Here is a 13,360-nt window from a genome sequence, read left to right as displayed (position 1 = left end):
CCCCGCAAATGCGGGGCTTTTTTGTGAGGCGATGGACGGTAAATCTGTAGGGGCGATTTCAATCGCCAAGCAGGCCGAAGGCCTGCCCTGCAGTGTCCGTTAGGGCAACTGCGTTGCCCTTGGCGAATGAATTCGCCCCTACAGGATCAGCAGCGACCTCACTGGCGAATCGCCGCCCCTTCCCCACACACCGGCAGCACCCTGCACTGCCCCTTTCCGACAGAAGCAGCGCCTAGCGGTGCAGCCAGACGCGGGTCATTGGGCGCCAGTTGTCGTGCACAGGCCCGCGCCTGGCCGGCCTGGGCCACGCAGCCCTTCTCGTTGAGCACTTCGGACAGGTTGAACCAGCCCAGGGCGTAGTCCGGCTTGCGCTTCAGGCTTTCGCGCAGGGCCGCTTCGGCGCCGTCGCGATCCCCTTCGGCATAGCGGGCGTTGGCCAGGGCGAAAAGCGGCAGCGGCTCCTTCGACCAATGCTCGGCAGCCGTGCGATAGGCGCGTTCCGCTGCTGGGCGCTGGGCGGTCTGCTCCAGGTCGCTGGCAGCCTTGATCCAGGGTTCCAGTTGCGCTTCCGCCGGCAGCTTGTCCGTCGGCAGCGTCACCACGGCCCAGCGCTCAGCACGCTGCCAGGTACGGTCGAAGCTGCGCAGGTCGGTCACCCAGCGCTTCTCGGTGCCGGAACGCAGCACCAGTTCATCCTTGCCACGGTCATAGCCCACCACCACCGCGAAGTGCCAGCGCGGCAGCCAGTCCAGCCCGAGGTTCTGCATCACCAGCACCGGGTTGCCCGCGGCCACCTGGGCCAGCAGTGCATCCAGGTTCGGCTCAAGCGGGTACACGAGCATGCCGTACTGTCGCGCAGCGGCCACCAGTTCCAGCTTCAGGCTGCCCTCGCGGGCGGGCAGATAGACCTTGGGAGTGAGCTCTTCAGGTGAAGTCTTCACGCCCCGCTGCACCAGCAGAGTGGCCAGCGCGGCCGGGCCACACTGGTAGATTTCCTGCGGGTAGAACGGCGTCTGGGTCAGTTCCACCCGCTGGGGCAGCCGATCGCTCTGCGGCGTCAGCATGGGTTGCTGCCCGGCGCACCCCGTCAGGGCCAGCACCAGGACGGCGAGCCAGAGCCGCATCAGTTGATGCACTTGATGAAGCTGAAGATGTCAGTGGCGCAGAGCATGTCGGTGATGATGAAGATCACCAGGAACAGCACGATGATCCCCACCCAGCCGCCGGCCGGTTCCTGCTCCAGGCGCTGGTTGAACTGCTGCAGCTCCGCCGGCGTCAGACTGGCAATCCGCGCCTCCACCTGCTCGCGGGGCACGCCGAGGGATTCGAGCTTCTGCTGCACCTCTTTGTCGTCGAGCATGGCACGCAGTTGCGCCTGGTCGACCGGTTGGTGCTGCTGCAGGGTTTGCTCCTGCATGGCCTGCGGCGTGCCGATCATGGCGGCCTGGGCCAGCGGCATCTGGGCAAGGAAGACGAACTGGCCGGCGATCAGGACGGAAGCGAGACGACGGTTGCAGTGACGCGAAAGCATAGTGGTTTCTCCAGATTTTGTTGGCAATTGACCACGGAGCGTGTTGGGCGGTTCCGCCATTCCTACAGCAAGTTAAGAAGATTCTTCGATACCCTCTAATTATTGCTGAAGTCCGGCTAGCAACTATAGAATGCGAAACATTCCCATTTGCTCCCGAGACCAGCTCTTGAATCACGGTGCCGACGCCCTTTCACCTCCGCCGGCCGACTCCCTGCAAAAGCTCTACAGCGACCACCATGGCTGGCTGACAGGCTGGCTGCGCCGTCGCCTGGGCTGCCCGCAGAATGCCGCCGACCTCGCCCAGGACACCTTCCTGCGCGTGCTGCTGGTGCGGGAAAGGCCGGTGATCCTGGAGCCTCGCGCCTTCCTCACCACCGTGGCCAGGCGCGTACTGGCCAACCGCACCACCCTGCTGGTGGAGCAGCTGGACAACAAGAAGCGCAACTACGGCCTGGAAGGCCAGGCAAACTACTGGTTGAACGACAGTTGGCAGATCGGCACCAGCGCGCTGGCCATCCGTTCCCAGCAGAAGATCGACGACCGCTGGCAGAAGCAGGACGTGACCGCCGCCAGCCCCTCCAAGCTGACCGCCTTCGTCGGCTGGCGCGACGACGACACCAGCCTGCGCCTGCAAGGCGTGCGCACCTTCAACCTGTCCGACGACGGCAACGTCCTCGCCAGCGGCCAGTTCGACGGCAACGACCACAAGATCGACGGCTACGCGACCTTCGACCTGCTGGGCAGCCAGGTCCTGTCGGTGGGCACACTCAACTTCGGCATCCAGAACCTGCTGGACAAGGACTACACCACCGTCTGGGGCCAACGCGCGCAGGTGTTCTACAGCGCCAACATCCCCGCCGACCTGTTCGACTACCACGGCCGTGGTCGTACCTACAGCTTGAGTTACAGCGTGGAGTTTTAACGGGCTTCCCTCACCCCCGGCCCCTCTCCCGCAAGCGGGCGAGGGGTGACTCTCGGCTCATCTGCGGTGCAGTCCTGGAGGGGATTTTGTGGGGGCGAATTCATTCGCGAAATGAAATGGCACCGAGCGGCCGGAAACCGCCCTCACCCCCGCCCCTCTCCCAGAGGGAGAGGGGTGACTCACGACTCACCTTCGAGCAGTCCTGCGGGATATTCGCCAAGCGGGCCGCAGGTTCGCCCTACCCCGCCAATCAATATGAAACCGTCTTGTCCTTCGACCCGATATTCCAGCGGAACCAATCATCCAGCATGGTCTTCTCGTAGCGCAGGCGGTCGTTGCTGAAGTAGTAGTTGCCGTGTTGCAGGTAGGACTGGTCGATCACCGTCACATCGCGGCTGACCAGGACCTTGCCGTCCTGTTCCAGGCTGTAGTGCAGCTTGATCTGGGGCCAGGTCACTTCGCGCATGAAGCGCACATCCTGGAAGTTCACCCGCCAGGGTTCGTACTGGCCGGCCAGGTCGATGTCGAGGACGTCCACCTTGAGCGTCTGCCCAGGTTGCAGGTAGCGCTTGCCGAGCTTCTCGATGTGGGCCTTGAGGTCCTTCAGCACGAAGTCGTCCGCGCCACGGCCGTAATCACGGTACAGGCGCGCGTCGCTGTACTTGTCCGGATTGCTGAAGCTGACCTCGGTGGAGGATGCCAGCACGGTCGGAGACAGGATCAGCAGGGCCAGCACGATGAGGGGCAACGTGGGTCGCATGGAACACCTCCTGACGGTGATGCAGGGCACCGCCAGGACCAGTTTACGCCTGCCGGTATCCCGCGATTTCGGCTCCAGTCGGACGGTTCAGACCAGAGCCAGTACGCCGCCTCCCAGCGGCAACAGGGCCACCAGCGGCAGCACCCAGCGCGCCTGCCAGGCCAGCAGTGCAACCAGCAGCAGGCCGGCGAGCATCAGTTGGCAGAGCCAGGTCACGCCGCCGATTTCACCACCCAGTTCGGCGATGGCCAGGGCCAGGCCAATCAACATGGCGAGCGCCGCACCGATCCGCAGCAAGTGGCTGCGGGACTCGCTCGGGGCGCCGCTGAATACCAGTTTGTGCTGGCGCGACATGGCCAGCGCCAGGCCGGTCATGGCCAGGTAACAGAAGGCAAAACTCAGGACCAGCATCAGGCGCTCTCCTCCAGCAGGCGACGGCGGACACGCGGTGCCTTCACCATCTGCGGCTGCGAACGGCGCCAGGCCATGAAGCCGCAGAGCATGCCGGACGCGAGCAACACGAGGTCGATGCCGGCCATGTCCCAATCACCGCGTGCCAGGGTGGTCAACAGGCTGCCCTGGGGCGTGAGCGCCGCATTGAGCAGCGGCAGGCCGAGGGCCAGGACGGCCACCACAGCCAGCACGTCGCGGGCGACCTTGCCGCTGTTGCGGCGCAGCACGGCCCAGGCCGCCAGCAGCAGCCAGACACCCACAAAGACCCAGGTTTCCGCGCTGGCGCGCTCAGCCATGCCAGCCGGCAACAGGCGATTGCCATAGAGCAGGCCGAGGCTGGCCACCGGCAGGCCGCCGACTACCGCGCCATTCAGCGCACGCACCAGGCCGATGCCGTAGCCGCCGCGTGCTTCGCGTTTGCGCAGCCAGACCTGCAGGCCGGCCACCAGCATCGCGCAGCCCATCAGGCCAAGCAGCAGGTAGAGGGCACGGACGATCTGCCCGCCGAACTGCGCCATGTGCAGGTTGGTCAGCCAGGCGTAGCTCTGGTAGCCGGGGCTGTAGGGCTTCTGTTCGTGGAGCAGCTCACCGCTGGCGGCGTCGTAGGACAGGGTCCACTGGAAGTCGACGATGCCGGAGCGGTCGTGGCGGCGGATATCCACCACGGCAGCGAGGTCGCCCGGATGATGCACGCTGATCCAGCCCGTCTCGTTACCGCCCCAGCGACGGTGGGCATCAGCCACCAGGCTGTCGAGGGACATGGGCGGCGGCGCCGGCTGCTTCACGTCTTCGCGCGAATAGGCGCCCATCACGTCGTGGAAGAACGCCTCGGCATCGCCGTCGTAGGCGCGCTGGATGCCGGCGGGCATGTAGAACACCACGAAGATGGCGAGGCCGGTGTAGGCGATGAGCAGGTGGAACGGCAGCCCCACCACGCCGAACAGGTTGTGCGCATCCAGCCAGGCACGCTGGCCGTTGGCGTCCGGGCGCAGGGTGAAGAAGTCCTTGAAGATGCGGCGGTGGATGATGATGCCGCTGATCAGCGCCACCAGCATGAACATGGCGGCGATGGCCACGATGTACATGCCGATCATCCCAGCGTTGAGGTCGTAGTGCAGGGTGAAGAAGAACAGTCCGCCGACGGTTTCCGGCATCGCCTCGCCGGTGGCGGGGTCAAGGGCAAAACGTACGAACTCGCTTTCGTCAGCCGGCTCGTAACCTGCCCAGTAGAAGGGTTCGCGCTCGCTCGGCGGACGAATCCAGATGGCGTGGGCATCCGGCGCCTTGGCCAGCATCGCGTCGCGCACCTGGTCGACGGTCATGGCGTAGCTGGAGGGCTCATGCAGCGCCGGGCGCATCCAGCGCTCCAGCTCCTTGTCGAAGCAGGCGATGCTGCCGGCGAAGAAGATCACGAACAACAGCCAGGACGGCAGCAGTCCGCCCCAGGTGTGCAGTCCGGCCATGGATTGGCGCAGGCTCATGGGCGTACTCCGAAGTCGCCGGGCAGGTAGGCCGCCAGCGCCATCAGGGCGGTTGCCCCGATCAGCACCAGCCAGGCCCGCAGGGCCGAGCGCGCGGCAATCGCATAGATGATGGCGAGGGTGTAAACGGCGAAGCAGGACAGGCTGGCGAATACCACCCGGTCGCTGCGCACCAGCGGCAAATAGACGGACAGGAACGCCGTAGCCGCGTAGGCCGAGGCGTAGCCGCCGAGAATCGCCGCCAGCACTCGCGCGGTCACGTCCCAGCGCGAAGAGATCTTGGCTTTGCTCACGTTGCTACCTTGCTCGAGGGCGCCCTGTCGGAACGCATTCCGACAGGGAGAAAGGAACTCTCAGAAATAATCTTGAGAATTATTTACATTCGCCCTTGAATTGCAACAGACAATTTCTATCACCCCGCAGGGAACGACCCCGATCCGGCTATCCGCGACACCTGGTCGGAACACGCCCCTACCACCGGTCCTGGCGGTTCGAACTTTGCAGTTGTCCGGGCGTCCATCGACTCATCGCTCGACCAACCAGGTGACAGGCCATGTACAACCCCTTCCAGATTCTCACCGACGCGTTCCAGGCCGAATTCCGGGTCAACCTCAGCCTCGTCAGCCCGGACGGCAGCATCCTGCTGACCCTTACCAACGAACAGGGCGTGGTAGCACGGCGCATGATCAGCGCGGCCCAGCGCAATGATCCGGTCCGGTTGAAGCGGGTGATTGAAAGCGTTCGCCTGGGGATCGCCATCGAGAGCGGGAACAAGGTGGGGGAGTTGCTCACCAGCATGACCGGCGGTCATGTGGCGCCGGTGCGCACCGGGCAGGTGAACGTTGCACAGATAGCGCGCATCTGACGCACGCTATCTGTGCACGGGGTCAGGCTTCCTCGTCCACCTCGACCCGGCGCGCCAGGTTGCGACGACGCGGCGGGGCATCGGTCTGTACCGAAGGGAAGCGCGAGGAGGCATAACGCACCACCAGGATGGCGAGCGCCAGCAGCAGGATGGCGCCGGACACGAAGACCGCCCCCAGGTCCGGGCGGTGATGGTGCGAGACATCGGAAATCAGCAGGCGGGTCAGCGCGGTGATCGCCACGTAGATCAGGAAGCGCACCGGCATGTGGTTGGTCTTGAAGTAGATGCCGACCATGGCGCCCAGTTCGAGGTAGATGAACAGCAGCAGGATGTCATCGACCGTGGCGTGCCCCTTGTCCACCATCCCCAGGAAAGCCACCACGGCAGCCCAGGCGGTGATCCCGCCGATGGCGAACAAAGCCAGGTAGTGGAAGCTCTCCACCAGGAGATTTCCCAGCGACTCGGCCAGGCCATGCACGTTTTCGCGCGTTCGATCAGCCCAGTTGATTTTCACGATACAGCTCCTTGCGACGACGGCCCCGATGGTGACGGGGAAAGGTGACATTGGGGTTATGCAGGATGGGGGCCGCCCTATCGCCTGCGCCACGAGGCAGGTTGTCGCAGCCCTTACCGCCAGGTGCGTCACGCAGGAAAAACTGCGTACTGGACATCACCGGCGCTCACCCCGCATAAACACCGCTCATCCCGAAATGGAGCTTCGTCATGAGCCGCCCGCTTCACCCTCGCCACGTCCTTTTCGCTGCCCTCGCCCTGGCCCTGCCGTTCGCCGCGCCCATCACCGCCCAGGCCGCGCCGGTGGCCAAGCAGCAGACCCAGGTTCCCGGCTTCTACCGAATGGCCGTGGGCGATCTGGAAGTCACCGCGCTCTACGACGGCTACGTGGACCTCGGCACCAACCTGCTCAAGGGCGCCAGCGCGGAAGATATCCAGAGCCTGCTGGCACGCATGTTCATCGAGTCCAGCAAGGGCGTGCAGACTGCGGTCAACGCCTATCTGGTCAACACCGGCAAGCAGTTGGTGCTGGTGGATACCGGCTCGTCGAAGTGCTTCGGCCCCACCCTCGGCGGCATCCTCGGCAACCTCAAGGCCGCCGGTTACCAACCGGAGCAAGTGGACAGCGTGCTGCTCACCCACCTGCACCCGGACCACGCCTGCGGCCTGCTGGACGCCGAGGGTAAACCGGCCTTCGCCAACGCCACGGTGTTCGTCACCCGGGATGAAGCCGGCTTCTGGTTGAACCCCGAGGTAGCGGCCAAGGCTCCGGCAGACTCGAAAGCCTTCTTCGAGATGGCGCAGAAGGCCGTGGCGCCCTACAAGGCAGCCGGCAAGCTGAAGACCTACAGCGCAGGTGATGCCCTGGTGGAGGGCGTCAGCGTCGCACCCTCGCCCGGCCATACCCCCGGCCACACCGGCTACCTGTTCAGCTCCAACGGCCAGGAACTGCTGGTCTGGGGCGACGTGGTGCACAGCTACGCCACCCAGTTCGCCAACCCGGACATCGCCATCGAGTTCGATGTGGATAACGCCAAGGCCATCGCCAGCCGCAAGCAGGTATTCGCCGCTGCCGCGAAGGACAAGCTCTGGGTAGCCGGCGCGCACCTGCCCTTCCCAGGCCTCGGCCACGTCCGTAGCGAAGGCGAAGGCAAGGGCTATGCTTGGGTTCCAGCGGAATTCGGCCCGATTCGCAGCGATCGCTGAAACAGGCCGGCGAATGGAAATTTCCTACGGGCTATTTCCATTTGCCATCATTCCGAATACTGTACGCACATCCAGTATTTTCCAACCGATGAAGGTGAGGGGTGATGAATGGCCGTCGAAGTGGTGTACCGCAGCAGCCGCGATCCGGAGCGCCTGTTCATGGATAAGGCCGAAGCCGACCGTTACGACAAGATGCTCGAACTGGCCGAGTCCCTGGCCGAGGTCCTGCAAAAGGCGGTGCCGTCCCTGAGCGAGCAGCAGGTGGAAGACATCGGCATCTTCATGGCCAAGCATCGCGATACCTTCGCCCGCGCGTTCAAGAACCAGCCCGACGCCTTGTCCGAGCTGGAACTGGCTGGCGAGTAAACCGACGCCGGCCTCACCTTGCGCGGTTTCTTCAATCCGCGTGGCGCACTGTCCCTCACGCTGGAGGTCCCTTTTCAAGGAGACCTCCCATGCGTCCACTCTTCGCCTGGCTCTACGCCCCGCTGTTCCTGTTCGGCTTCCTCGCCCTTGCGCTATGGACCACGGCCCATCATCCGCCCTACTGGCTCGCAGCCCTGCTGGTATTGGCCATTGTTCTGAGCTTCCTCGCCGAAGCCTGGCTGCCCTATGAACCACAGTGGAACCGGCCACGAGGAGACCGGCTGCGCGACGGCCTGCATGCGCTGGTCAACGAAACCCTCAATCTGCTCGGCATTGCGGCCATTCCGCTGGCAGCCGCCTGGATACCGAATGCCGGCATTTGGCCCCACCACTGGCCTTTGCCGCTCCAGTTGCTGCTGGCCGTCCTGGTCGCCGACCTCGGCGTCACGCTGATGCATTACCTCAGCCACCGCCTGGAACCGCTCTGGCGCCTGCACGCCGTGCACCACAGCGTGCAGCGCATGTACGGTTTCAACGGGCTGATGAAGCACCCCCTGCACCAGGCGGTTGAAGCCCTGGCCGGCACCGCGCCCTTGCTGATGATGGGTATGCCGGTGCAAGCCGCAGCGCTGCTCGCCTTCGCCATCGCCCTGCAACTGCTCTTGCAGCACAGCAATGTGGACATGCGTGTCGGCCCGCTGCGGCACCTGTTCGCCTGGGCGCCGGTGCACCGTTTCCATCACATGAAGTACGGCCGCGCCGGAGACGTGAACTTCGCCCTGTTCTTCAGCTTCTGGGACCGCCTGCTGGGCACCGCCTTCCACAGCGATTACCCCATGGGCGTCGATGATCTGGGGATCGGCAGCCGCCCTGATTATCCCCGCGACTACCTGGCCCAGATGGCCGAACCCTTCCGCCACCAGCCCCAGGGAACCAGCCCGGAATCACCAGCCGGATTGCGCCGCGCCTAACCGATGAGTTGCAGCTTCAGCCGCGCCAGGTTGCGGTCGGCGCGGATGCCGAAGGTGGCGCGCATGGTGCGCGAGAAGTGCGCGGCATCGGCGAAGCCGGCGTCCAGTGCTGCGCGGGTCAGCGTCTCGCCTTCGAGGGCCAGACGCAGCGCCAGGCGCAGGCGTCGCCAGAGCACGAGGCGCCGCACCGAGAGCCCCACCTGGTCGCTGAACAATCTTTCCAACTGGCTCAGTGACAGGCAGGCCCGTTGCGCCAGCGCCGCCGCGCTGACCTTTTCCTCCAGCAAGGCATCCACCGCCGCCAGCGCGTTGGCGATTCGCGAGTCCAGCTGTTGCCGGGGCGCGGCCAGCAGCAAGCCGGCCAAGGGATCAAGGTCCGCCGGGGCATCCGCGAGCAACTGGCGCAAGGTCTCCGGGCTGAAGGCCAGGGGTTCGGCATAAACGGCGACCACGTCCTGGCTGGGGTCCTCGATGGCGTGGGCGCGCATCGATTCCACCAGCAGGAAGCGCCCGCCGCATGGCTCACCCTCCAGGGTCAGGCGCAGTGGCGCGGTCTTGGCCAACAGCGCCTGGTGGGCGTAGTGAGCGTGGGGACGCGCGCTGCCGGCAACGCCATCAAGCAGGCAGAAGTCGCGGGCCATCCATAGTGCGCCCTGCCAGGGTGATTCGATCATCAGGGGCCTCCTGCCGGTTCCAGGCAGACAGCAATAGCTGCCGGTTGCCGGTTCGGCAAGCGGTGTGCCGAGGTGCCTTGTGGGGGCGAGATCATTGGCGAAATGGGTGGGCGCCGAGCGGACCTGACACAGCCCTCACCCCAACCCCGCTCTGCGCCCCAGCCTGATCGCTTCGCGCTCAGGCGTTCATCGGCACCGGAAGCAGTGCTTCCGAAAACGTGCCTCTTCACCCCAGAGGGAGAGGGGGCGGGCCGTGCCGGAGATTGGCCGCGCTTTTTCCTGTGGGGGCGAATTCATTCGCCAAGCAGGGCGCAGCCCTGCCCTACGGCTGCTCCAGCGCCTGCACCAGCGCTTTCAGGAACCGCGCCGCTTCGCCCCCGGTCACTGCGCGGTGGTCGAAGGTCAGCGACAGCGGCAGCACCGGGTGGATTTCCACCTTGCCCTGCCAGGCCACCACCTCATCGCGGATGCCCCCGGCGCCGATGATCGCCACCTGGGGCGGGACCACCACAGGGTTGGCGTAGCGGCCGAACAAGGTGCCGAAGTTGGACAGGGTGATGGTCGCGCCCATCATTTCCTGCGGCGGGATCGAGCGCGCCTTCACGTCGGCCCGCAGCCGCGCCATACCTTCCTTCAGGTCCTCGGCGCTACGCCCACCGACGTTGCGCAGCACTGGCACGAAGAGTCCATCCTGCGTGTCGACGGCAATGCCGAGGTCGAGCTTGTCGTGCTGGCGGATGGACAAGGCGCGGCCGTCGAACCAGCTGTTGAGGATGGGTTCCACCTCGCAGGCGGCGGCGATGGCCTTGCCCAGGCGGATCAGCGGGTCGCGGGCTTCCGGCCAGCGGTGCAGGTCGGCGTCGCCGAAGATGGTCACCGGCACCACCTCGGCATGGGAGCGCGCCATGTTGATCGCCATGCTGCGGCGCACGCCCCGCAGACGCTCGCCGCCGAAGCTGTCGCGGGCGCTTTGGGCGGCCTGTTCCACGTCCGTGCGCGTCACCAGGCCGTCGGGGCCGGAGCCGGCCAGGGCGGCAAGCTCAACGCCCAGTTGGCGGGCGAGCTGGCGTACCGCTGGGGTGGCGCGTGGCGCCAGGTGTTCGCGGGTAGATGGCGCGGCGCCGACGAAGAAACTGTCGGCCTGGGCATTGCCCCCGCCCTCCAGGCGGCCGACCACGGTGCCGGCGTCGGCATCCTCGCCCTCGTAACCCAGCAGCGGTTCGCCGACGTGGAGAATGTCGCCCTCCTTGCCGAAGGTCCTGGCCACCACGCCGTCATGGGGTGCCGGGATATCCACAAGCGCCTTGGCGGTTTCCACCGAGACGAGCAGTTGGTCGGCCTTGACGCTGTCCCCCACCTTCACGTGCCACTGGACGATCTCGGCTTCCTGCAGACCTTCGCCCAGGTCGGGCAGTTTGAAGTATTTCATCGTGCGCTCCTCGTCTCAGGCGTAGTTCAGCACCAGGTCACAGGCCGCAAGAATGTCTTCCGGGCTGGGGATGTAGAGCTGCTCCAGGCGATACAGCGGCGGTGGAATATCCGGCGCGGTGACCCGCTGGATCGGCGCCTGCAGGTCGAGCAGCGCGCGTTCGTAGAGGCTGGCCGCGATTTCCGCGCCGACCCCGCAACTGCGCGGCGCCTCGTGGACGATCACGCAGCGGCCGGTCTTGCGCACCGACGCCTCCAGGGTGTCCAGGTCCAACGGTTTGATGCTGGCCACGTCTATCACTTCGGCGGAGACGCCCTGCTCTTCCAGCTTCGCAGCCGCCTGCAGGGTTTCGTGGACGCTGGCGCCCCAACTGACGAGGGTGATGTCCGAGCCCTCGCGCAGGGTGAAGCAGCTGTCCAGCGGCAGGCGCCTGCCGTCGTCGATGATGGGTTGCGGGTTCATCCGGTAAAGCCGGGTGGGTTCGAGGAAGATCACCGGGTCCGGGTCGTCGATGGCTGCCAGCAACAAGCCATAGGCCCGTGCCGGCGAGGACGGGATCACCACCCGCAGGCCAGGGATGTGGGCGAACAGCGCTTCGGTGCTTTCGCTGTGGTGCTCCGGTGCACGGATGCCGGCGCCCATGGGGCTGCGAAGCACCATCGGGCAGGTGAGCCGGCCACGGGTACGGCAGCGAATGCGGCTGGCATGGGACACCAGGTGCTCCATGGCGGCATAGATGAAACCGAGGAACTGGATTTCCATCACCGGCTTCAGGCCCTGGGCGGCCATGCCCACGGCGAGGCCGCCGATCATGGTTTCCGCCAGCGGCGTGTCGATCACCCGCTTGAAGCCGAAGCGGTCGCGCAGGCCGAGGGTGGCGCGAAACACGCCGCCGTTGACGCCCACGTCTTCCCCCAGGACCACGACGTTTTCGTCTTCCTGCATGGCGCGGTGCAGGGCCAGGTTGACGGCTTCCAGCAGGGCGCGTTTTTCGAGGCTGGTGTTGAGGTTAGTCATGGCTACCTCCTTGCTCACGCCGGGCAACTCGCTCCAGAAGCATTTCGCGCTGCTCGCCGAGAGCGGCCGGCCAGCGCGAGTAAACGTGGTCGAGCACCGCCTCCACCGGCTGGATTCCGGCGGATTCGAAATTATCCACAGCCCTCTGGACCTGCCGTTGGCAGTCGGCGATCAGCGCCTGCTCACGCCCTTCGTCCCAGACCCGGTTGGCAGCGAGGAAGGCCTGCATGCGCTTAATGGGTTCTTCCTGCCAGGCCGCCTTGACCTCCTCGGCGCTGCGGTAACGGGTGGCGTCGTCGGCGGTGGTGTGATCGCCCAGGCGGTAACTGAGGCATTCCAGCAGGATCGGTCCCTTGCCGTGGCGGGCGCGGTCCAGTGCCCATTGCACGCGGTCATAGACGGCCAGCACGTCGTTGCCGTCCACTTGTTCGCCGTGGAAGCCAGCGCCAGTGGCCTTCTGCGCGAGGGTGGGTGCGCCGCTCTGGATGCGCCGGGGCACCGAGATGGCCCACTGGTTGTTGTTCACCACGAAAACCACCGGCAGCTGCCAGGCCCCGGCCACGTTGAGGGCTTCAAGGAAGTCGCCCTTGCTGGTGGCGCCGTCGCCGCAGGTGGTGACCACCGCGCGATGCTGCCCACGGATCTTGATCGCCGTGGCGACACCACAGGCATGCAGGGCCTGGGTGGCGATGGGCACGCAGATGGGGAAATCCTCTTTCGAGCGTGGGTCCTGGAAGTCGCTGCCGCGTTCGTCGCCGCCCCAGTAGAGCAGGATTTCCTCCATGCGCACGCCGCGCATCAGCTGCACAGCGGTGTCGCGGTAATAGGGCACCAGCACGTCCTCACCGCGCATCAGGCTGCCGATGGCGACGCCTATGGCTTCCTGGCCCAGGGTCGGGGCGTAGGTGCCGATGCGGCCGGTGCGTTGCAGGGCGACCGCCTTCTGGTCGAAGAGGCGGGTCAGCACCATGCGGCGATAGAGGTCGGTGAGCAGGTTGAAATCGTCGGCCCAGGCTGGCAGTTCGCCGACCAGCCGTCCCTCGGGGTCGAGGAAGCGCGTATAGGGCAAATCGATCCGATTGGACATGGCTTCGCTCCTTACACCTTTTGAGTGCCTGTGCAGTGCCCGGGGCTTGTGGCTCCGGGAGCTAACGGGCCGGGCCGCTGGTTGG

15 protein-coding genes and 2 pseudogenes are annotated in these 13,360 nt (G+C 65.7%); 6 read left to right on the top strand and 11 right to left on the bottom strand.

Annotated features, from left to right (window positions below; all coding sequences use genetic code 11):
- Window positions 1-158 precede the first annotated feature (158 nt).
- Entirely contained in the window at window positions 159-1,124 is a 966-nt protein-coding gene (locus E8F06_RS13255; RefSeq protein WP_280367851.1) for a PA2778 family cysteine peptidase, read from the bottom strand.
- A complete protein-coding gene (locus tag E8F06_RS13250; RefSeq protein WP_280367848.1) occupies window positions 1,124-1,531 on the bottom strand; it encodes a PA2779 family protein in 408 nt (135 codons plus the stop codon). Before E8F06_RS13250 ends, E8F06_RS13255 begins: the two co-directional genes overlap by 1 nt.
- Window positions 1,532-1,661: 130 nt before the next feature.
- Between E8F06_RS13250 and E8F06_RS13245 the strand changes: the two are divergent.
- Together E8F06_RS13245 and E8F06_RS13240 are read left to right on the top strand one after the other, a co-directional pair.
- Window positions 1,662-1,925, top strand: a pseudogene (locus tag E8F06_RS13245) (sigma factor); the annotation flags it as partial.
- 12 nt (window positions 1,926-1,937) lie between these two features.
- Window positions 1,938-2,453: pseudogene (locus E8F06_RS13240) on the top strand (TonB-dependent siderophore receptor); the annotation flags it as partial.
- Window positions 2,454-2,703: 250 nt separating this feature from the next.
- Here E8F06_RS13240 and E8F06_RS13235 read toward each other — a convergent pair.
- From E8F06_RS13235 to E8F06_RS13220, 4 genes are all read right to left on the bottom strand, one after another.
- Entirely contained in the window at window positions 2,704-3,213 is a 510-nt protein-coding gene (locus E8F06_RS13235) for a DUF3016 domain-containing protein (protein ID WP_280367846.1), read from the bottom strand.
- A gap of 87 nt (window positions 3,214-3,300) precedes the next feature.
- Window positions 3,301-3,624, bottom strand: coding sequence for a DUF3325 domain-containing protein (locus E8F06_RS13230; RefSeq protein ID WP_280367844.1), 324 nt, complete (start codon window positions 3,622-3,624; stop codon window positions 3,301-3,303).
- Window positions 3,624-5,147 (bottom strand): PepSY-associated TM helix domain-containing protein, encoded by a 1,524-nt coding sequence (locus E8F06_RS13225; RefSeq protein WP_280367841.1) that lies wholly within the window; start codon window positions 5,145-5,147, stop codon window positions 3,624-3,626. Before E8F06_RS13225 ends, E8F06_RS13230 begins: the two co-directional genes overlap by 1 nt.
- Complete coding sequence (locus E8F06_RS13220) at window positions 5,144-5,440, bottom strand: DUF3649 domain-containing protein (protein ID WP_280367839.1); 297 nt, start codon at window positions 5,438-5,440, stop codon at window positions 5,144-5,146. The genes E8F06_RS13225 and E8F06_RS13220 overlap by 4 nt, the downstream gene beginning before the upstream one ends.
- Before the next feature lie 260 nt (window positions 5,441-5,700).
- Here E8F06_RS13220 and E8F06_RS13215 point away from each other — a divergent pair, with 260 nt between their 5' ends.
- On the top strand, window positions 5,701-6,012 hold the full coding sequence (locus tag E8F06_RS13215; RefSeq protein WP_280367836.1) for a DUF3509 domain-containing protein: 312 nt from the start codon (window positions 5,701-5,703) through the stop codon (window positions 6,010-6,012).
- A 22-nt stretch (window positions 6,013-6,034) separates the two neighbouring features.
- Here E8F06_RS13215 and E8F06_RS13210 read toward each other — a convergent pair whose 3' ends face one another.
- On the bottom strand, window positions 6,035-6,526 hold the full coding sequence (locus E8F06_RS13210; RefSeq protein WP_280367834.1) for a phosphate-starvation-inducible protein PsiE: 492 nt from the start codon (window positions 6,524-6,526) through the stop codon (window positions 6,035-6,037).
- A 209-nt stretch (window positions 6,527-6,735) separates the two neighbouring features.
- Between E8F06_RS13210 and E8F06_RS13205 the strand changes: the two genes are divergently transcribed.
- The 3 genes from E8F06_RS13205 to E8F06_RS13195 all read left to right on the top strand — a co-directional run bounded on the left by E8F06_RS13205 (window position 6,736) and on the right by E8F06_RS13195 (window position 9,068).
- Window positions 6,736-7,731, top strand: coding sequence for an MBL fold metallo-hydrolase (locus E8F06_RS13205; RefSeq protein WP_280367833.1), 996 nt, complete (start codon window positions 6,736-6,738; stop codon window positions 7,729-7,731).
- Between the two features lie 108 nt (window positions 7,732-7,839).
- Window positions 7,840-8,097, top strand: a complete 258-nt coding sequence (locus E8F06_RS13200; RefSeq protein WP_280367831.1) for a YebG family protein — start codon at window positions 7,840-7,842, stop codon at window positions 8,095-8,097.
- An 89-nt stretch (window positions 8,098-8,186) separates the two neighbouring features.
- Window positions 8,187-9,068, top strand: a complete 882-nt coding sequence (locus E8F06_RS13195; RefSeq protein ID WP_280367829.1) for a sterol desaturase family protein — start codon at window positions 8,187-8,189, stop codon at window positions 9,066-9,068.
- Here the strand turns inward: E8F06_RS13195 and E8F06_RS13190 are convergent.
- The 4 genes from E8F06_RS13190 to pdhA all read right to left on the bottom strand — a co-directional run bounded on the left by E8F06_RS13190 (window position 9,065) and on the right by pdhA (window position 13,275).
- Window positions 9,065-9,742: an AraC family transcriptional regulator gene (locus E8F06_RS13190; RefSeq protein ID WP_280367824.1), complete on the bottom strand. Its 678-nt coding sequence runs from the start codon at window positions 9,740-9,742 to the stop codon at window positions 9,065-9,067. The genes E8F06_RS13195 and E8F06_RS13190 overlap by 4 nt on opposite strands.
- 322 nt (window positions 9,743-10,064) lie before the next feature.
- Complete coding sequence (locus tag E8F06_RS13185; protein ID WP_280367823.1) at window positions 10,065-11,171, bottom strand: dihydrolipoamide acetyltransferase family protein; 1,107 nt, start codon at window positions 11,169-11,171, stop codon at window positions 10,065-10,067.
- Window positions 11,172-11,186: 15 nt separating this feature from the next.
- The gene (locus E8F06_RS13180; protein WP_280367821.1) at window positions 11,187-12,188 is read right to left on the bottom strand and encodes an alpha-ketoacid dehydrogenase subunit beta; all 1,002 of its coding nucleotides are present in this window, start codon (window positions 12,186-12,188) and stop codon (window positions 11,187-11,189) included.
- Complete coding sequence (pdhA, locus tag E8F06_RS13175; protein WP_280367819.1) at window positions 12,181-13,275, bottom strand: pyruvate dehydrogenase (acetyl-transferring) E1 component subunit alpha; 1,095 nt, start codon at window positions 13,273-13,275, stop codon at window positions 12,181-12,183. The genes E8F06_RS13180 and pdhA overlap by 8 nt, the downstream gene beginning before the upstream one ends.
- Between the last annotated feature and the right edge of the window lie 85 nt (window positions 13,276-13,360).

It is taken from the genome of Pseudomonas sp. BN411, assembly GCF_029871235.1.
Taxonomy (GTDB): Bacteria; Pseudomonadota; Gammaproteobacteria; order Pseudomonadales; family Pseudomonadaceae; genus Metapseudomonas.
This window is presented reverse-complemented; position numbering and strand designations above follow the sequence as displayed.